The sequence below is a fragment of the Tissierella praeacuta DSM 18095 genome, assembly GCF_900128955.1.
GTDB lineage: Bacteria > Bacillota > Clostridia > Tissierellales > Tissierellaceae > Tissierella > Tissierella praeacuta.
In genome coordinates, this window is sequence record NZ_FQTY01000013.1 from 19,598 (window position 1) to 39,120 (window position 19,523).

Annotated in this window: 17 protein-coding genes; 15 read left to right on the forward strand and 2 right to left on the reverse strand. The window is 31.3% G+C overall.

Annotation, left to right across the window (positions count from 1 at the left end; all coding sequences use genetic code 11):
• Positions 1–126: 126 nt before the first annotated feature.
• The 11 genes from sleB (at position 127) to BUB33_RS11665 (ending at position 13,436) form a co-directional block, all read left to right on the forward strand.
• Positions 127–822 (forward strand): spore cortex-lytic enzyme, encoded by a 696-nt coding sequence (gene sleB, locus BUB33_RS11615; protein WP_084725413.1) that lies wholly within the window; start codon positions 127–129, stop codon positions 820–822.
• Positions 823–831: 9 nt separating this feature from the next.
• Positions 832–2,199 (forward strand): germination protein YpeB, encoded by a 1,368-nt coding sequence (gene ypeB / locus BUB33_RS11620; protein WP_072976535.1) that lies wholly within the window; start codon positions 832–834, stop codon positions 2,197–2,199.
• Positions 2,200–2,340: 141 nt separating this feature from the next.
• Positions 2,341–3,522: a hypothetical protein gene (locus BUB33_RS11625; protein ID WP_072976547.1), complete on the forward strand. Its 1,182-nt coding sequence runs from the start codon at positions 2,341–2,343 to the stop codon at positions 3,520–3,522.
• A gap of 80 nt (positions 3,523–3,602) precedes the next feature.
• Positions 3,603–4,991 carry a sigma-54 interaction domain-containing protein gene (locus tag BUB33_RS11630; RefSeq protein ID WP_072976549.1) on the forward strand — a complete coding sequence of 463 codons (1,389 nt, stop codon included), beginning with the start codon at positions 3,603–3,605 and terminating at the stop codon, positions 4,989–4,991.
• Positions 4,992–5,288: 297 nt separating this feature from the next.
• Positions 5,289–6,326 carry an L-erythro-3,5-diaminohexanoate dehydrogenase gene (gene kdd, locus BUB33_RS11635; protein WP_072976552.1) on the forward strand — a complete coding sequence of 346 codons (1,038 nt, stop codon included), beginning with the start codon at positions 5,289–5,291 and terminating at the stop codon, positions 6,324–6,326.
• 118 nt (positions 6,327–6,444) lie between these two features.
• Positions 6,445–7,695, forward strand: a complete 1,251-nt coding sequence (kamA, locus tag BUB33_RS11640) for a lysine 2,3-aminomutase (RefSeq protein ID WP_072976554.1) — start codon at positions 6,445–6,447, stop codon at positions 7,693–7,695.
• A gap of 50 nt (positions 7,696–7,745) precedes the next feature.
• A complete protein-coding gene (gene kamB, locus BUB33_RS11645) occupies positions 7,746–8,774 on the forward strand; it encodes a lysine 5,6-aminomutase reactivase subunit KamB (protein ID WP_072976556.1) in 1,029 nt (342 codons plus the stop codon).
• Position 8,775: 1 nt separating this feature from the next.
• Positions 8,776–10,404 (forward strand): lysine 5,6-aminomutase reactivase ATPase KamC, encoded by a 1,629-nt coding sequence (gene kamC / locus BUB33_RS11650; RefSeq protein ID WP_072976558.1) that lies wholly within the window; start codon positions 8,776–8,778, stop codon positions 10,402–10,404.
• A 59-nt stretch (positions 10,405–10,463) separates the two neighbouring features.
• Positions 10,464–12,026, forward strand: coding sequence for a lysine 5,6-aminomutase subunit alpha (gene kamD, locus BUB33_RS11655; protein WP_234950043.1), 1,563 nt, complete (start codon positions 10,464–10,466; stop codon positions 12,024–12,026).
• A complete protein-coding gene (gene kamE / locus BUB33_RS11660; protein ID WP_072976560.1) occupies positions 12,026–12,784 on the forward strand; it encodes a lysine 5,6-aminomutase subunit beta in 759 nt (252 codons plus the stop codon). The genes kamD and kamE overlap by 1 nt, the downstream gene beginning before the upstream one ends.
• Positions 12,785–12,830: 46 nt before the next feature.
• On the forward strand, positions 12,831–13,436 hold the full coding sequence (locus BUB33_RS11665) for a TetR/AcrR family transcriptional regulator C-terminal domain-containing protein (protein WP_200778208.1): 606 nt from the start codon (positions 12,831–12,833) through the stop codon (positions 13,434–13,436).
• Here BUB33_RS11665 and BUB33_RS11670 read toward each other — a convergent pair.
• Entirely contained in the window at positions 13,357–14,328 is a 972-nt protein-coding gene (locus BUB33_RS11670; RefSeq protein WP_072976562.1) for a hypothetical protein, read from the reverse strand. The two genes, BUB33_RS11665 and BUB33_RS11670, sit on opposite strands and share 80 nt — an antisense overlap.
• A gap of 214 nt (positions 14,329–14,542) precedes the next feature.
• On the opposite strand from BUB33_RS11670, the gene BUB33_RS11675 reads away from it, so the two are divergent.
• Positions 14,543–15,883: a radical SAM/SPASM domain-containing protein gene (locus BUB33_RS11675; protein ID WP_084725415.1), complete on the forward strand. Its 1,341-nt coding sequence runs from the start codon at positions 14,543–14,545 to the stop codon at positions 15,881–15,883.
• Between the two features lie 52 nt (positions 15,884–15,935).
• On the opposite strand, the gene BUB33_RS11680 is transcribed toward BUB33_RS11675, so the two are convergent.
• Positions 15,936–16,487, reverse strand: coding sequence for a cupin domain-containing protein (locus BUB33_RS11680; RefSeq protein ID WP_172463202.1), 552 nt, complete (start codon positions 16,485–16,487; stop codon positions 15,936–15,938).
• Positions 16,488–16,664: 177 nt separating this feature from the next.
• Here BUB33_RS11680 and BUB33_RS11685 point away from each other — a divergent pair, with 177 nt between their 5' ends.
• From BUB33_RS11685 to BUB33_RS11695, 3 genes are all read left to right on the forward strand, one after another.
• Positions 16,665–17,876, forward strand: coding sequence for a DUF819 family protein (locus tag BUB33_RS11685; protein WP_072976565.1), 1,212 nt, complete (start codon positions 16,665–16,667; stop codon positions 17,874–17,876).
• Between the two features lie 43 nt (positions 17,877–17,919).
• Positions 17,920–18,879, forward strand: a complete 960-nt coding sequence (locus BUB33_RS11690; protein WP_072976567.1) for a dipeptidase — start codon at positions 17,920–17,922, stop codon at positions 18,877–18,879.
• A gap of 102 nt (positions 18,880–18,981) precedes the next feature.
• The gene (locus BUB33_RS11695; protein WP_072976569.1) at positions 18,982–19,500 is read left to right on the forward strand and encodes a hypothetical protein; all 519 of its coding nucleotides are present in this window, start codon (positions 18,982–18,984) and stop codon (positions 19,498–19,500) included.
• Positions 19,501–19,523 lie beyond the last annotated feature (23 nt).

Here is a 19,523-nt window from a genome sequence, read left to right on the forward strand (position 1 = left end):
CATTTTTAAATAACTTCACTTTTTGGTGCCTGGCACCAAAAAGTGAAGTTATTTTTTATGTATAAAATTTGGGAAATTACTAAAAATAAGAAAAAGCTATCATTAAGATGAAAGGAGTAAATAATCTTGAAAAAATTTATTATAATTACAACTGCATTAAGTATTGTGTTCCTATCAATATTTTTATTTTATGAACCAAGGGCAGAAAAGTATAATTCATCTTTTAGTCCAAGAACCCTTTATTGGGGGGTACAAGGGCAAGATGTAAGGACGGTGCAGGATAAGCTTCTTAGATGGAAATATTATGATGGGCAGGTAGATGGGGTTTATGGTGCAAGAACCTATAGAGCAGTGAGAAAGTTTCAAGCTAAAAATGGTTTAAATGTAGATGGTATAGTAGGCCCATCAACAGCTAATGCACTAGGAATGGCAACAACCAGTGTAGCAGCATCAACTCAAGGAGTAAACAGAAAGGCTGATGAATATTTATTAGCAAGAGCTATACATGGAGAAGCTAGGGGAGAACCTTATGTAGGTAAAGTAGCCGTAGCAGCTGTTATACTTAACAGAACTAAAAGTCCATCTTTTCCAAATACTGTAGCTGGGGTAATATATCAGCCCTTAGCATTCACAGCAGTTGCTGATGGACAAATAAACTTAACACCTAATAAGGACTCCATAAAAGCTGCAAGAGATGCCTTAAATGGCTGGGATCCTAGTTATGGATGTTTATACTATTGGAATCCAGCTACAGCAACATCTAAATGGATATGGTCAAGAAAAGTAATATTAAAAATCGGTAAACACTGGTTTGGATTATAGGAGGTAAATATGAAAAACAGACGTAATTTTATTGCCCCAACTATACTTAGTGTTTTACTCATCGTAGCCCTTGTTTGGGGATATAATCAATATCAAATAAAAAAACAGCACGAAATAGCTTTGGAAAATCATTATCAAAGGTTATTCTTCGATGTAAAAAAACATGTGGAAAATGTTCAAGTAAATTTATCTAAGGCAATGCTGGCAAGCTCAAGAGAGCAGAATATAGTATTGTTTTCTCAGATTATGAATGAGGCATTTTTTGCAAAGGATAAACTAGCACAAATGCCAATAACCCATGCAGAATCTGCAAAAACAGAAAAATTTTTAACACAGGCAGCAGACTATTCTGCTTATTTAATACAAAGGCATCTTCAAGGGGAAGAAATAACAAAAGAGCAAAGAGAAACACTAAATGGACTTCAAGCTAATTCTGCTAAATTTAATGCTGAGTTATCAAAATTACATGAGAGTTTAATGGAATCAAATTTTGTAGTAGGAGAATTAAGTAACAAACAAAGCAAAAGGGTGGAGAAAGGTAATGAAAGCGTATTTCAAACATCTTTAGTCACTCTAGATAAGCAAATGGCTAAAACTCCTGAATTAATATACGATGGTCCGTTTTCAGACCAAATCATTAATAGAAAACCTGTAGGACTTCCTCGTGAACAAGTGTCACAGGAGCAAGCTAAGAATATAGCTCAAGACTTTTTTGGAAGGGATAGAGTAAAAGGAGTAAAGGCATTTGAGGAAGGTGAGCATATAAATGAAGTGAAAATACCAGCCTATACATTCCTTTTATATCCTGAAAATCAGCAAAAAGATTTATCCGTATACATGGGGGTTTCTAGACAGGGTGGTAAAGTAGTTTGGATGGCAAACCCAAGACCAGTTTCTAATGTAAAATTATCCATAAAAAATGCAGAAGAAAAGGCATTAAGATACTTAAAGGATAAAGGCTTTGAAAACATGGAGCCTAATTATTCATTAAAATATGACGGAACAATATTATTTAATTTTGCATATAAGGAAAATAATATAACAATATATCCAGACTTAATTAAAGTAAAAGTAGCATTGGATACGGGAGAAATAGTAGGATTTGATGCCTCTGCCTATTATATGAATCATAAAGATAGAAATATAGATACTCCACATATAGCTGAAAATGAAGCAAGAGCTAAAGTTAAGATGAATTTTAATATAGACTCTATTCGTTTAGCCCTAATACCAAAGGGAAAAAATGAAGTTTTATGCTATGAATTCAAGGGGAAATATAATGATTCAGATTTCATCATTTATATAAATGCTTTAAATGGAAGAGAAGAGCAAATATTACAAATAATAAAAGATGAAAATGGAACATTAACATTTTAATTATAAGAAATAAAGACTCATCATAATGATGAGTCTTTATTTTGTAATTAGATTTGAAATTTTTTCAAATTACTTGCATATTAATAGTATAGACTGTTATAATGATAACATAAGTATTACACAAAACTTAGGAGGGATCATATGAAAAAGATATCGGTATTATCATTAGTATTAGCATTAGCCATATCCGTCACAGGTTGTTTTGGTGGGGAGTCAAAATTATATAGCTCTTTAAACAAAATGCAAAATATAACTTCAATGGAATCAGATATGGAAATAGGATTTAATCTTGAAGGGGAAGGGTTTGCAGAGGATGAGCAATTAATTTTGCAACAAGTAGCTAGTTCAGTAAATAATACAAAGCTTAAAATGCATATAAAACAATTACAAAACAAAGAAAAAACAGCATCTAAAGCAGAAGTAGTTACTAATATGAACCTTGGCGGTATAGGCATGGATATGAAAGTTTGGGTTGATGCAGATATGTCAACAGCAGAACCTAAGGTAAAGGAAATAATAGAAATGCCTCAAACAATTATGAATTCCATGTTTCCAGAGGATGCTGAAAAGAAATATATAGTATATGATTTTGAAAAGCTGATGAAAGAATCAAATGAAGAATTAGATTTCAATGAATTAATGAAATTTAGCAAAGATTTTCAGCCAAAAGTAACAGAGTTTATGAAGGAAATTCAAAAAGATTTTAAACCAGGACTTGAAATAGTTAAGGAAAAAGATGCTAAATTAATAGGCAATGAAAAATTAGACATATACGAGTTAAAACTAGACGATGCTACTCTAAAAGAACTTGTAAAATATTCAGTAAACTATGCCTTAGATAAGGAAGCAACTATGAATTTTATCAAGGAATATATGAAGGCAGTAATGAATATAGCTAAGGTATCAGAAACAGAAAAAACTGAAGTTAAAGATCAATTAGCAGACTTTGAAAATAAACTACCAGAGTTCAAGACAAAATTCAATGAATTCATGGATAAATACAAAGATGTTAAGATTTTAGGAGATAAGGGTATAGTAATAGAATATGGCATCAATAAAGATGGATATATAGTTCATGAAACAGGTAATATTGATTTAAGAATTGATTTAGAAAATATTACTAAGGTTGCACAAGCAAATAACAAAGATAAAGAAAAACCAGTTATAGAAATGAAAGGCATAATTAAACTAGGTATAAACTATAATGTAAAGAATAGTAATATCAATAGTAAGGATATAAAAGTAGAGATGCCTAAAGTAGATGAAAAAAATTCAGTAGATTATATGGAAATGATGAAAAAGCAAATGGAAAAAATAAATTAAATGTAAACTCAAATTAGGCACGAAAGTGCCTAATTTTTGGCTAATGCTGCCCAAAATTAAGCAGTCAAAGGAGAGATACTGTGAAGGATTTATTCTTTAGGGAAAATGTGTTGGAAATTCTTGATTACTTAGAGGAAGGCATACATATTATTGATAAAAATGGAATCATTGTATATTATAATAAATTTGCACAAGGCATAGATGGAATAGAACGGGAAAAAGTCGTAGGAAGACATTTACTTGAGGTATATCCTTCCCTAACAGAGGAAACAAGTACACTGCTTACAGTAATTCGTACAGGAGAATCAATGCGTAAGAAGGAACAGACTTTTCTTAATTACAAAGGAGAAAAGATTACAACTATAAACTCCTCCATTCCTATAACGGCAAAGGGAAAGATTTTAGGAGCATTGGAAATCTCAAAGGATATAACAACTGTTAGAAAAATGTCTGAAAAAATAGTAGATTTACAAAATAAACTATATAATAATAAAAAAGAAAAAAACCCTACAGAAAGGATTAAAGAATCTGCTCAATTTACTTTATTAGACATAATAGGGGAAAATAAAGAGATAATAAGGCTAAAATCCTTAGCTTTAAAAGCTGCAGAGTCAGATGTTTCTGTATTAATATCAGGAGATACAGGAACAGGGAAAGAATTATTTGTTCATTCCATTCACAATGCCAGTTCAAGAAGATATAAACCTTTCATTACACAAAACTGTGCAGCACTTCCAGGAAATCTATTAGAAGGGATACTCTTTGGCACAATAAAAGGCGGATTTACAGGGGCAGAAGATAGACCAGGATTATTTGAATTAGCCAATGGAGGGACATTATTTCTAGATGAAATCAACTCTATGCCTTTAGAACTTCAATCTAAACTTCTTAGGGTTTTACAAGATGGTAATATAAGAAGAGTAGGTGCTACTAATACTACAAAGGTAGATGTTAGAATAATAGCAGCAACAAATATATCTCCAGAAGAAGCTGTAGAAAACAAGCAGATTAGACGAGATTTATATTATAGATTAAATGTTGTATCCTTTGAAATACCTCTACTTAGGGATAGAAAGGATGATATCCCTATACTTACAAATTATTTTATTAAAAAATTTAATAATAAGCTAGGTAAAAATGTAAAAGGCATATCAAAAGCTGTATTAAATATATTTAATAATTATAAATGGGATGGGAATGTAAGGGAATTGGAGCACCTAATAGAGGGAATAATGAGTATATCCGATAAAGAAATAATAGACATAGAAGACCTTCCATATAAGTTTAGACAACATGAGAAAAACCATAATCAATATGAGGCATCCCTCACAGAAATATTAGAAGAAACTGAAAGAAATATAATAAAAGAAGTCTTATCAAAAACTGATAACAACATAACTAAAACAGCAGAAATCCTAAAGATACCAAGGCAAACACTACAATATAGATTATCAAAGTTAGGACTTTGATAATCAGTCCATAGTAGAGAATAATAGTGAATAGTTAAAAGACTCTAAATCTTGTTTAAAACTATTCACTATATTTTTGCCTAAAATTGGGCATTGATTCCACTATAAAATTAATTAAAAGATTATTTTTTCAAATTTTAAATCATATCTTTAAATAAAAACACCTTTAAAACATTCAAAACATCGTCTTTTAATTCACAATTCACAATTTAAAATGAGTATAAATCTTTCCTTGGCATATATTTTGCATTAAATTATAAATGAAAAATTAATTAAAATACTGGGGAGGAATGTCAAATGAAAAAAGGATGTCCATATGGCACGCATAGGGTTATTGAACCAAAAGGAGTTTTACCGCAACCAGCACTTAAAATTGATAATGACATGGAAATTTATGACAACGAAATACTTATAGACGTTCAAACATTGAATGTAGACTCAGCAAGCTTTACGCAAATTAAAGAGGCTGCTCACGGCAACATAGAAGAAATCAAAAAGATAATGAAGGGTATTGTAGCAGAAAGAGGTAAACACCAAAACCCAGTTACAGGTTCAGGTGGAATGTTAATCGGTACAGTAGAAAAAATAGGATCAGCATTAGAAGGCAAAACTGATCTTAAAGTTGGAGACAAAATAGCTACATTAGTATCTTTATCACTAACACCACTTAGAATAGACGAATTTAAAGAAGTTAGACCAGATGTAGACCAAGTAGATATAGTAGGTAAAGCAATATTGTTTGAATCAGGAATATATGCAGTTATTCCATCAGATATGCCTGAAAACTTAGCATTATCAGTATTAGACGTAGCAGGAGCACCAGCACAAACAGCAAAATTAGTTAAACCTGGAGATACAGTAGTAGTTATAGGCGGAACAGGTAAATCAGGTATGCTATGTCTATATGAAGCAAAGAAAAGAGCAGGAGTTACAGGTAAGGTTATATGCATAGGTTCAAGAGATACTACTTTACAAAGATGTAAAGATGCTAATTTAGCAGATGTATATATTAAGGCAAATGCAACAGATGCAGTAGAAATTCTTGAAAAAGTAAAAGAAGCTACAAATGGAGAAATGGCCGATATAGTAATTAACACAGTAAATATTCCAAATACAGAAATGTCATCTATACTAATCTGTAAAGACAGAGGAATAGTATATTTCTTTAGTATGGCTACAAGCTTTACAAAGGCAGCATTAGGAGCAGAAGGAGTAGGGAAGGATGTAACTATGATAGTAGGAAACGGATACACTAAAGACCATGCGGCAATATCACTGGAGTTAATGAGAGAATCAGAAGCATTAAGAAAGATTTTCACAGAACTATATGCTTAAACTTTCCTTTGTCAAAGTTTACTAATTGACAATGCACAATTGTCAGTTAAATAAATCAATAGCATATGTTATATAGACTGATTGAATGTTTTAATCCAATAAAAAGGGAGGAAAAATAATGCGTCATTATAGTGAAATCGAACTTTGGAAAAATGTTACTGAAGAACAATGGAATGATTGGCATTGGCAAGTTAGAAACAGAGTTACAGATGTTGAAACATTAAGACAAATAATAAATCTAACAGAAGAAGAAGAAAAGGACATTTGTAAGGTAATGGAGAAATTTAGAGTAGGTATTACACCTTATTATGCTTCTTTAATGGATCCAGATGATCCCCATTGTCCAGTTAGAATGCAGGCAGTACCAACCTTAATGGAAACTCACATTAGTTCATCTGATTTGGAAGACCCATTAGATGAAGACGAAGATTCACCAGTACCAGGATTAACTCATAGATATCCAGATAGAGTATTATTCCTTATTACAGACCAATGCTCCATGTATTGCAGACACTGTACTAGAAGAAGATTTGCAGGACAAAATGACATGGGAGTACCAAGGGACAGAATAGACGCATGTATAGAATACATTAGAAATACCCCACAAGTAAGAGATGTATTGCTTTCAGGTGGAGATGCTTTATTAGTATCTGATGATGTATTAGAATATATTATCAAGAAACTTAGAGAAATTCCACATGTAGAAATAGTTAGAATTGGAAGCCGTACACCAGTAGTATGTCCACAGAGAATTACAGACGATCTAGTAAATATGCTAAAGAAATATCATCCGATTTGGTTAAATACTCACTTTAATCATCCAAAAGAAATAACTGCTGAATCAGCAGCAGCTTGTGCAAAATTAGCAGATGCTGGTATTCCATTAGGAAATCAATCAGTGCTTTTAAGAGGAATTAACGATTGTCCTCATATAATGAAAGACTTAGTACACGGACTGGTAAAGATAAGAGTAAGACCTTATTACATTTATCAATGTGACCTTTCCATGGGAATTGAGCATTTTAGAACAAAGGTATCCAAGGGCATCGAAATAATAGAAGCTTTAAGAGGACATACATCAGGCTATGCAGTGCCAACATTTGTAGTTGATGCTCCTGGTGGTGGAGGAAAAACTCCAGTAATGCCTCAATATGTCATATCACAATCACCAACTAAGGTGGTTTTAAGAAACTATGAAGGTATAATCACAACATATACAGAACCACAAATGGTAGAAGAACCATGTAATTGCCCAACTTGTAAAGGAGAAAGAGAAGCAAGGATTACAGGAGTAGCTGAATTACTTCAAGGACCAGAGGTAAAAGCTCTAGAACCTAGTTATTTAGAAAGAAGACATAGAAAAGACTAAAATCTAGAGATAATTCACAATTCAAAATTTGCAACTGAAAGGGGCACTTTATGCTTGAACTAATAAATGGTAAATTCAAAACAATATCTATAGTAGGAATGTCTAAAAATAGTGGTAAGACTGTAGCTTTAAACCATTTAATAGCTGAAGCCATTGATGAGGGAATTCCCGTCGGTATAACTTCTATAGGTCGAGATGGAGAGTCATTAGATATTGTGACTGAAACAGAAAAACCTCGTATATTTTTAGAGGAAGGTGCTCTTATTGCAACAGCTACGGGAATGTTAGAACTAGGAGATGCCAATATAGAAATATTACAGGTAACGGAATATAGAACACCTCTAGGTGAAATAATTATAGGCAGAGTAAGGGATGGGGGCTATGTTCAAATAGCAGGCCCTCAGCTCCTTTCTGAAATAAAAGCAGTCTCTGATATTATGTTAAATCTAGGTGCTAAATTTGTCATCATAGATGGAGCTTTAGACAGGCTATCCCAAGCAGCTCCAGCTATATCAGAGGCTACTATTTTATCTACAGGTGCTGTACTATCTAGAGATATAAATAAAGTAATAGAGGAAACAATTCATGTAGTTAATACTCTAGGACTTCCAGCTGTTGAAGACGAAGAAGTAAGAGAGATAATAAGAGAACTTATTAAAAACAATCAAATAGCTGTAATAGACAATAATAACCAAGTGGATATTATTCCTTTAAAAACAGCATTAAACGGAGGTGCAATAATAGGGGATCATCTAAAAGACAATTCAAAGTATTTAGTAATCCCAGGTTCTTTAGTGAAGAATACAATAGAAGATTTAACTCGATCCACAAGAAGATATAAAAATGTAGAAATAATAGTTACAGATGGTACGAAAATATTTATAGAGCCAAAGGCTTGGCTAAAATTCATGAGACAAGGAGTAGTAGTAAAAGTCTTAGATAAAATAAATTTAGTAGGAATAACATTAAATCCATATGCACCAGCAGGATACTATTTTGAACCAATAGAATTTCTATCGAAAATGAAATCCTACATAAACCATATACCAGTAATGGATTTAATATTAGGTGGTGAATAATATGGTATTCATGGATGAAGGCACAAAGGAATCCTTAGATTTTCAATATATATTAAATAAGATTTCCACACTTACACCTTATGGAATGATGTATAAAGCTAGATTAAAGGCATTTCAATTAGGAGAAGAAGAAAAACTGATAGAAGAATTGGATAAAATAGAATCATTCTTACCATTGGTAGAAAATAAAGAGATAAGAAGGGAGTTTAACAATATCTTTGCTCATATAAAGGATTTGAGAACCTCAGTAAGACGTACTATGGAGGGTTTTATCCTCACAGAAGTAGAGTTATTTGAAATAAAAAACTTCCTTTTTTTAATAAGAGATTTAGATAGATTAATAAAGAAAAACAATATTCCAACTTTTAGTGATACAAAGATTGAACCAATAGTATCTTTAGAGAAAGCATTAGATCCTGAAAATACAGGAATATCTACTTTCTATATATATGATGCTTACTCAGAAGAATTAAAAAACATTAGAGAAAAAAAGAGAATTATAGATAAGGAAATAAAATTAGAGAAAAAGAATATAAAAGATAAAATAAAAGAAGAGTTAAATTTAGATCTTAGACCAGATTCCTCTGTACTTATATCAAAGACTCAAAAAGAATTAATAGAAAAACTTCAAGACTATCCCTATTTAACCTATATTTCAGAAACATATATGAATATAAAATTTTCCATAAGACAAACAGAAAATATGACTAAATTAGAACGAGAACTCCTTATTCTAAAGGATAAAGAAGAAAAAGAAGAGCTTAGAATAAGAGAAATACTATCTAAGGAAATTGGAAAAAGAAGAAAACAAATCTTTAGAAATATGGCAAATATAGGAAGATTGGATTTGCTTATAGGAAAAACAAAATATGCTTTAGATATAAAAGGAATAAGACCACAAATACTGAAGGAACATAGATTAGAGATTAAAGAAGGAATACATCCAAAGGTAGCAGATTTCTTAAAGGAGAAAAATCTACACTTTACCCCCATATCGTTATCCTTAAAAGAAGGAGTAGCTTGTATTACAGGAGCAAATATGGGAGGGAAAACCATTAGTTTAAAGCTAGCAGGATTATTATCAGCAATGGCACAATACGGCTTATTTGTACCAGCTAAAAATATGAAAATTGGATTAAATCAATTTATAAAGTCTTCCATTGGGGACATGCAATCAACGGATTCAGGATTATCTACCTTTGGGGGAGAGATAAAAATAGTAAGTGAAGCCATATTAAAATCAGATGAAAAGGGATTAATACTTATAGACGAATTGGCAAGGGGTACAAATCCAGAAGAAGGATATGCCATATCTAAGGCCATAGTTACCTATCTAAAGGGCAAAAATTCCATATCTTTACTAACTACACATTATGATAATGTAGCAAACTTAGATGATGTAGTTCACTTACAAGTAATAGGATTGTCTAAAGTCAATGTTATAGACTTAGCTAAAGAAATAAGTATAGATGAAAAAATGGAAATAATCAACAAATATATGGATTATCGTCTAAGAGTAGTAGAAAAGGATACTCTAGTTCCCAAGGACGCATTAAATATAGCTAGAATAATGGGGTTAAATGAAGAAATACTTAATTTAGCAGAAGGATATTTAAAGAAACCAGTCTAAATATATAAAATATTATGTTTTAATTATTATCTGTTATCTGTTAATTGAATGACGAAGGAGTGATAATTTTGAGTAAATTAAATCTTGATCAAAGTTTAATCGAAAGCTCAAGAAATGCAGCTAAAAACATAGCAGAAGAAATACAGAAATTTATAGATGCTCATACTACAACAGCAACGGAAAGAACAATAGTCAGACTTCTTGGAGTAGATGGAGTAGATGAAATCGAAAAGCCTCTACCAAACGTAGTTGTAGACAATATTAAAGAGGGTGGAGGACTAGAAAGAGGAGCAGCATACTGGCTTGGAAATGCAGTAGTAAATACAGGACTTACAACTCAAGAAATAGCGGAAAAAATAGCAGTAGGAGAAATAGATATTACCAGACTTCCAGCGGCAGATGAAAGAAAGATAAAAGAAGTAGTATATGAAATGGCAAAAAACAAAGTAGCAAAGATTAAATCCAATAGAGATAAAAGAAATGAATACCTAAATACAATAGGAGAAGGAAAAAAACCATATCTATATGTAATAGTAGCTACAGGAAATATCTATGAAGATATAGTTCAAGCACAAGCAGCAGCACGTCAAGGTGCAGATGTTGTAGCAGTTATTAGAACAACAGGACAGTCCTTACTTGACTATGTGCCATATGGAGCAACAACGGAGGGTTTTGGAGGAACATATGCAACCCAGGAAAACTTTAGACTAATGAGAAGAGCATTAGATGAAGTAGGTGAGGAAGTAGGCAGATATATACGATTATGTAACTATTGTTCAGGACTTTGTATGCCAGAAATAGCAGCAATGGGAGCTAGTGAAAGATTAGATATGATGTTAAATGACGCATTATATGGAATTTTGTTTAGAGATATCAATATGCAAAGAACCTTAGTAGACCAATATTTCTCTAGAATAATCAACGGTTTTGCAGGAATTATCATAAACACTGGAGAAGATAATTACTTAACTACAGATGATGCAGTAGAAGCAGCACATACAGTATTAGCATCACAGTTTATCAATGAGCAATTTGCAATTAAGGCAGGTATACCAGAGGAACAAATGGGACTTGGACATGCATTTGAGATGGATCCATCAGTAGAAAATGGATTTTTACTTGAATTAGCTCAAGCACAAATGGCAAGAGAAATATTTCCAAGAGCACCATTAAAATATATGCCTCCAACAAAATTTATGACAGGAAATATATTTAAAGGACACATACAAAATGCCCTATTTAATATGGTATCCATTATGACAAATCAAGGAATACAACTATTGGGAATGTTAACAGAAGCAATCCATACACCACATTTACATGATAGATATCTATCTATTGAAAACGCTCAGTATATATTCAATAATGCAAGAGATCTTGGAGATGAAATAGAATTTAAAGAAGATGGTATAATCCAGCAAAGAGCACAAGAAGTACTTAAAAATGCAGAGGCACTCCTAACTCAAATAGAAAAAGAAGGACTATTTCAAACCATAGAGCAAGGTAAATTTGGTGGAGTAAAGAGATCACGTACAGGTGGAAAAGGCTTGGATGGAGTAGCAAAGAAAGACTTAGGTTATTTCAATCCATTTATTGAATTGATGCTTGGAGGTGACAGATAATGGTAGAAATTGCAAAAGTAGATTTAACGCAAGTTAAACCCTATGGAGATACCATGAATGATGGAATGGTACAGTTAGGCTTTTCTCTTCCAGTGCCAGCAGGAGATGAAGCAGTAGAGGCAGCACGTCAATTGGCTAGAAAAATGGGCTTTGATGAACCAGCAGTAGTATATTCAAAGGATTTAGGAGTAGGCTATACCTACTTTGTAGTATATGGTAAATGTACACATACAGTAGATTTTACTAAAATAGAAGTGCCAAAAGTAGATGTAGATGTACTAAGCAAAGAAGAAGTAGAAGAATACATTAAAGATAATATAAAGAGAAAAGTAGTTATAGTAGGAGCTTGTACAGGTACAGATGCTCATACAGTAGGAATAGATGCTATAATGAATATGAAAGGTTATGCAGGACATTATGGACTAGAAAGATATGAGGGAATAGATGCGTACAATCTAGGCTCCCAAGTACCAAATGAAGAGTTAGTAGCAAAGGCAATAGAATTAAATGCAGATGCTATCTTAGTATCACAAGTAGTTACACAAAAAGATGTACACATACCAAACCTTACTCAATTAGTAGAATTACTAGAAGCAGAGGGTATAAGAGATAAAGTAGTACTTACTTGTGGTGGTCCAAGAATTAGCCATGAATTAGCTAAAGAATTGGGTTATGATGCAGGCTTTGGCACAGGATCCTTTGCAGAGGATGTAGCTACCTTTGTAGTTACAGAAATGGTAAATAGAAAATTAATATAAAATGGAAGTATAGGTTTTCCGTTCAGAATAATGTAATGGAGAACCTATGCTTCCATATAGGAAGGTGATAGACATGACCCAGTCATCTATAACCAAAAGAGCCTTAGCAGATTCTATGAAGGAATTGATGAAGGAAAAATCCTTATCTAAAATCAGCATTAAAGATATTGTACAGCGTTGCAATATGAACCGTAAGAGCTTTTATTATCATTTTAAAGATAAATATGACTTGGTTAATTGGATATATTATACAGATTTTGTAACTAGCTTTGAAGAAAACGAACTCAACTCTCAATGGAGTATTTTAGAGAGCATTTGTGAATTCTTTTATAATAATAGAGGATTTTATTGTAATGCATTGGAAGTAAAGGGGCAAAATTCATTTTATGACTATTTTGGTGAGGTCTTATCTCCAATTATTGCTTTAGAATTTGAAAATATATTTCAAGATAAGGATAAGGAATTTTACATAACATTTTTTACTGATGCAATAAGGACTTCCATAACAAGATGGTTACTTGAAGGCAGTAAAATTCCACCTAATGAGTTTGTAAAACTAATGGAGAATGCTGCTACAGGAGTTGCAGTAAAGATGTATAAAGAAAAGTTTCATCAGGAAGAAACTCCATTAAATAATATTCTTGAGAAATAGTTTTATTTACATGATTTATATCTTTGTAGAAATCAATTAAGAATACAGGATATTTTTGATTTGTTTTTGCATCTTTTATATACTTATTTATAGAAACTACAATTTCTTCACTACATTCTAAAGAGGGAATTAAGAATGCAAAGGCACAATCCAAATTGACTACATCCATAGCCCAACTATTATTTAAAATACTTTTGACATCATTATTATCATAAATCATATGAACTCCAAATAGAAGCTTATTCTTTTTTAACAATAATATCTTAGAATCAAAGAAAGGATTATTATCTCTTATATTAATAGATAATAATATATTTCCAATGTTTTTTAGCTCCAAGACATATTCTTCTGCCAATATAATAGGGTTTACAAATACAATAAAAGCACAATCTTTATTGGATTTTAAAATCTCTATTAGTCCTTTAAATCTATTCTCATTATTATCTAAAAAAAATATATAACTGTATAAGCCAATGCTTTTTCCCTCATTAATTATATTTTCAATTTTATTATAATCTAATATATCATTCTTAGGATTTGTAAAGTCAAATATTATAGTCCAAGGAACATTATAACCTTTTTTCTCCTCATATTGACGAATTTTCTTTGCACCATATGTCCAAGAGTTTAATCCAAGATTAATTCCAAAGGTTTTAAGAATATTATGATCCACATTTTGAACTATATTAAAAATTAGCTTATAGTATGGACTATTTTCATTTTCAAGCATTATTTGAGCAATATTATAAAAATCTTTTTGAAACCTGCCCTTGGCAAAATGTGCTCCAAGATCTACTAAATTTCTAATTCCTCGTTTAGACTTTAACTCTATTTCTTTAAAGGCTCTTTCAATTGCAATTTCCAACATAACTCTAGTTAACTTATCCTCCATTAGAACCCACTCCTTCTCAATTAGTTCTAGTATAAATATAAACTTTTATATAATTTATGTATATGGTCAAATTTAATATATGTCCTAAAACACCACAATTTAAGAAAATGTCCCAAAATTGCACAAATAAAAAAATTGTCCAAAGAAATTCTAAAAGGAAAGTTTTATAATAGTATTTAATAGAAGGCTTTTTAATTTGGAAGGGGGAGACAAAATGAGAGATAAAACTATTAAGGAAAATATGAAATCTTATGGTTTGAAAATAGTATTGAACTATCTCGATAGTGATCCTGATAGTAATATTCCAAAAATAATAAATTGGGTTGAAAAATTTGACAAAGAAGGTCATATTAGTAGTCAATTCAATATTGTAAGAAAAGAACTGGAGAATAAAGAAGGAAATTGGTATAAGCTAGCAGAGAGTTTTTGGACAGATATAGACGGAGAAGTAAGAAAAAAATTATTTGAAAATTTTATAATTAATACCAATTTATTAGGAGCAAATAAGAAAGAAACCATTAGAAAAGAACATAATTGTAATGTACCATGGGCTATATTAATGGATCCCACCTCTGCTTGTAATTTACATTGTACTGGATGTTGGGCAGCGGAATACGGAAATAAGCTGAATATGAGTTATGAAACCTTGGACAATATTATCAGTCAAGCTAAGGATATGGGAACATATATGTTCATATATTCTGGTGGAGAGCCATTAGTCCGTAAAAATGATATTATAAAACTTTGTGAAAAGCATGACGATTGTGTATTTCTTTCATTTACCAATGGGACTCTAATAGATGAAGAATTTGCAGATGAAATATTGAGAGTTAAAAATTTTGTTCCAGCCATAAGCATAGAAGGATTTGAAGAAGAAACAGATTATCGTAGAGGAAATGGAACTTACCAAAAAGTTATTCAGGCAATGAAGATATTAAAAGATAAAAAACTTCCATTTGGAATATCATGTTGCTATACTAGAAAAAATGTAGATATCATAGGAAGCGAAGAATATTTTGATGCTATGATAGATAAGGGAGCAAAATTTGCTTGGTTCTTTACTTATATGCCTGTTGGAAAAGATGCAGTACCTGAATTGATGGCAACAGCTGAACAGAGAAAATATATGTATCATCAAATTAGAAAATTTAGAAATACAAAACCAATATTTACTATGGATTTTTGGAATGATGGAGAATATGTAGGAGGATGTATTGCTGGTGGAAGGAATTATTTGCATATAAATGCAAATGGAGATATTGAACCATGTGCATTTATACATTATTCAGATTCTAGCATATATGAAAAAACATTGCTAGAAGCATATAAATCTCCTTTATTTATGGAATATCATGATAATCAACCATTTAATAAAAATCACCTAAGACCATGCCCGTTATTGGATAATCCAAATAAATTGTCTGAAATGGTAGATAAATCAGGGGCTATATCAACAGACTTACAAAATCCAGAAGACGTTCATGATTTAAGTGCAAAATGTGAAGAGGCAGCTAAAGATTGGGCATTAGTAGCAGATGAAATATGGAATAAATGAAAGACAAGTTTTCCGCTTCAAATTTGAAACGGAAAACTTGTTTATTTTAATCCTAAAAACTTGGGGGCGTCATAGCCCAAACAGATTCACATATTTCATCACCAACATTAATGTATCTATGTGGAATAGTGCTATCAAAGTAAATACTATCCCCTTCTTCTAATATATACTCTTCCTTTTCCATTTTAACCATTAACTTGCCCTTAATCACAAGACCACATTCCTCTCCTTCATGGGTAACGAAATTTTCAGAGGAGTAATCTCCAACTTTAATAGTAATATATAAAAATTCGATTTTTCTATTGAGGTCAGCAGACAACAATTCATAAATGGCATTATTGTTGGAAGCTACTATACGTTTTCTATTATTTCTTTTTATAATAGGATTTGCATTTCTTTTAGCATCTTCTTCAAAAAAATATCCTACAGAAACACCTAGAGATTGGGCGATTTTCCATATGGAAACTATAGAGGGAGTAACCATATTTCTCTCTATTTGACTAATTAATCCAGGGCTCAATTCTGCATCATTAGCTAAGTCAGATATATTCATTTTTCTTTTTTTTCTCAATTCCTTTATTTTTGTACCTATATCTATATTCAAAATCATGAACCTCCATTGTTAACATTATCTATATTTTAACATAAATATTCAAATAAAAAACCATTAAAATAAATTCAATATATTAAATAAATATTTAATATATTGAATTTATTCAGAATATATTGTATTATATTTTTAAGGAAATAGTTTCTAATATAAAATTAAAGGAGGAGTAATATGGGTACATTAATTAATGCAGACAACACTTGGGCTTTGTGGACAATATTAGTAGGTATAGCAGCAATTAGCATTTATCTTGAACAAACCTATAAATGGGCATCAAAAGTAACGGGAGCAATTATTGGATTATTAATTGCAATGATATTAGCAAACCTTAAAGTAATTCCTACAGATGCACCAACCTATGATGCAGTATGGGGTTATGTAGTTCCTTTAGGGATACCTTTACTATTATTTAATGCTAATATTAAGAAGATTTGGCGTGAAAGTGGAAGAGTTATGATTATATATTTACTTAGTTCAGTGGGAACTCTTTTAGGAGCATTTGTTTCTTTTATACTATTAAGAAATTATATACCAGATTTGTATAAGATGGCTGCCATGATGACAGGTTCTTATATTGGAGGTGGAGTAAATTTTGCTGCAATGGCTGAATCCTTTGGAACATCTGGAGATTGGATTTCTGCTTTAGTAGTAGCTGATAATTTATTAATGGCATTATACTTCTTTGTTTTATTAGCTATACCATCAATTAAATTTTTCCAGAAGAAATTCAAACATCCTCATATAGATGAGGTTGAGGGTAATGTAAATACTGGTGAAGGTGAAACCTTGGCGGCTAAATACTGGGGAAGAAAAGAAATATCCTTAAAGGACATTGCTTTTTCTGTAGCCATTTCCTTTGCAATAGTATGGGTTTCTACTGAAATTGCAAGTTTTTTAGGAAATAAAATACCTACTGGTAACTTTTTTTATAATTTACTTAATGGTTTATTAGGAAATAAATATCTTCTTATAACTACTATAACCATGTTCTTAGCTAGTTATTTTCCTAATTTCATGTCTAATATTCATGGAGCACAAGAAATAGGAACATTTTTAATATATATATTCTTAGTTGTTATAGGAGTGCCTGCATCATTACAATTAATATTAACTAGATCACCCTTACTACTTGTATTTACAGGAGTTATAGTCCTTGTAAATATGACAGTTACTTTATTGTTAGGAAAATTATTCAAATTCAATCTAGAAGAAATACTATTAGCATCTAATGCGAATATTGGTGGGCCTACTACAGCAGTTGCTATGGCAATAGCTAAGGGATGGAATAAATTAATAGGACCAATTATGCTAGTAGGAGTATTTGGATATATTATTGGAAACTATTTAGGAATATTTATGGGTAACTTATTACAATATTTGTAAAGAATTATATAAATAGAGTTATACTAAATTAGGAGGTCAACTTATGCTATTTGACATACATGGAGATATATGGACAGATGTTACAGTAAAAAGGCAAATGGGTTTGAAAAATATTATTAGAGATTATCATTTAGAAAGATTTAAAAAGGGGAACATGGTTGGAGGGGTATTTGTCATATGGATTGATCCTCCCCATGATGAAAGACCAAAAGAAAGACTTATTGAAAGTATTAAGGCAATGAATACTGAAATATGGGAAAATCAAGATATATTGAAAATAATATATAATAGAAATGACTTTTATCAAGCTATTGAGGAAAATAAACTTGCTGTATTATTAGGACTAGAAGGTTTAAGTGGTATTGGAGAAGATGTAGAAACTATTTATACCCTATATCAACTGGGATTTAGACATGCGACTCTAACTTGGAATGAACAAAATGCCCTAGCAACAGGAGTTAAAGGAGATGTAAATAGGGGACTTACCACTTTAGGCAAAGATGCAGTTAAGATTATGGAGTCATTAGGAATGATTTTAGATGTATCACATGCTAATGATAAAACCTTTTGGGATATTTATAATATAGCCACAAAACCTTTTATAGCATCACATTCAAACTCAAGGGCATTATGTAATGTTCCTAGAAACCTTACTGATGAACAAATAAAAGCTATTGGTGAAAAAGGTGGACTTGTAGGTATTAATGCATTTAATGAGTTTATAAATTTAGAACATGATAAAAGGACTATTGATTATTTAATAAATCATATAGAACATATTGTAAATCTTATAGGAATAGATCATGTTGCCTTAGGTTTTGATTTTTTTGAATATATTGGAAATGATACGGCAGATACCTTCACCGAAGATCCTTATGTAGGTACTTTAGGAATAGAAGATATATCTAAAGGAAATAATCTAATACTAAAGCTTCAAGAAAGAGGTTTTTCAAAAGAAGATATAGAAAAGATAGGATACAAAAACTTCTTGAATTTAATTTAGAGTGACAAGGGACATTCTCCTATGGAAAACTGTATTCTTTCTTGCTAGTATTTTTTATAAATGATATAATTTATTTAAGGATAAATGGAGAGGAGAATCCATATGGAAGAAAAGGTTTTTGACTTATTAGAAAAGCTTTATGTGGAAATGCTTAACCTAAAAACAGAGCTTAAAGAAGAAATTCAAGGAGTAAGGATAGAACTTAAAGAAGAAATTCAAGGAGTAAGGATAGAACTTAAAGAAGAAATTCAAGGAGTAAGGACAGAGCTTAAAGAAGAAATTCAGGGAGTAAGGACAGAGCTTAAAGGAGAAATTCAGGGAGTAAGGACAGAACTTAAAGGAGAAATTCAGGGAGTAAGGACAGAACTTAAAGGAGAAATCCAAGAAGTAAGGGATACGATGGCAACAAAGTCAGATTTACAAGAAGTTAAAAGTGATTTACAAGAAGTTAAAGCCACTATGGCAACAAAAGAAGATCTTGAGTTATTGTCTGAAGAATTAAAAGTAGAAATACAGTCAGTATATGATGAAGTTAAGGAACTTCGTCAGGATTTGAATGCTATGGAAATAATTACAACTAAAAATGCACATGATATAGCTTTATTAAAAGCAGTAAGATAAAAATTCTAATCAAAGAATTAAAG

What these genes read in the sequence shown, in the direction of transcription:
- ypeB (WP_072976535.1), top strand. Translation starts at nt 832, where the DNA reads ATGAAAAACAGACGTAATTTTATTGCCCCAACTATACTTAGTGTTTTA.
- BUB33_RS11625 (WP_072976547.1), top strand. Translation starts at nt 2,341, where the DNA reads ATGAAAAAGATATCGGTATTATCATTAGTATTAGCATTAGCCATATCC.
- kdd (WP_072976552.1), top strand. Translation starts at nt 5,289, where the DNA reads ATGAAAAAAGGATGTCCATATGGCACGCATAGGGTTATTGAACCAAAA.
- kamA (WP_072976554.1), top strand. Translation starts at nt 6,445, where the DNA reads ATGCGTCATTATAGTGAAATCGAACTTTGGAAAAATGTTACTGAAGAA.
- kamB (WP_072976556.1), top strand. Translation starts at nt 7,746, where the DNA reads ATGCTTGAACTAATAAATGGTAAATTCAAAACAATATCTATAGTAGGA.
- kamC (WP_072976558.1), top strand. Translation starts at nt 8,776, where the DNA reads ATGGTATTCATGGATGAAGGCACAAAGGAATCCTTAGATTTTCAATAT.
- kamE (WP_072976560.1), top strand. Translation starts at nt 12,026, where the DNA reads ATGGTAGAAATTGCAAAAGTAGATTTAACGCAAGTTAAACCCTATGGA.
- BUB33_RS11665 (WP_200778208.1), top strand. Translation starts at nt 12,831, where the DNA reads ATGCTTCCATATAGGAAGGTGATAGACATGACCCAGTCATCTATAACC.
- BUB33_RS11670 (WP_072976562.1), bottom strand. Translation starts at nt 14,328, where the DNA reads ATGGAGGATAAGTTAACTAGAGTTATGTTGGAAATTGCAATTGAAAGA.
- BUB33_RS11675 (WP_084725415.1), top strand. Translation starts at nt 14,543, where the DNA reads ATGAGAGATAAAACTATTAAGGAAAATATGAAATCTTATGGTTTGAAA.
- BUB33_RS11685 (WP_072976565.1), top strand. Translation starts at nt 16,665, where the DNA reads ATGGGTACATTAATTAATGCAGACAACACTTGGGCTTTGTGGACAATA.
- BUB33_RS11690 (WP_072976567.1), top strand. Translation starts at nt 17,920, where the DNA reads ATGCTATTTGACATACATGGAGATATATGGACAGATGTTACAGTAAAA.
- BUB33_RS11695 (WP_072976569.1), top strand. Translation starts at nt 18,982, where the DNA reads ATGGAAGAAAAGGTTTTTGACTTATTAGAAAAGCTTTATGTGGAAATG.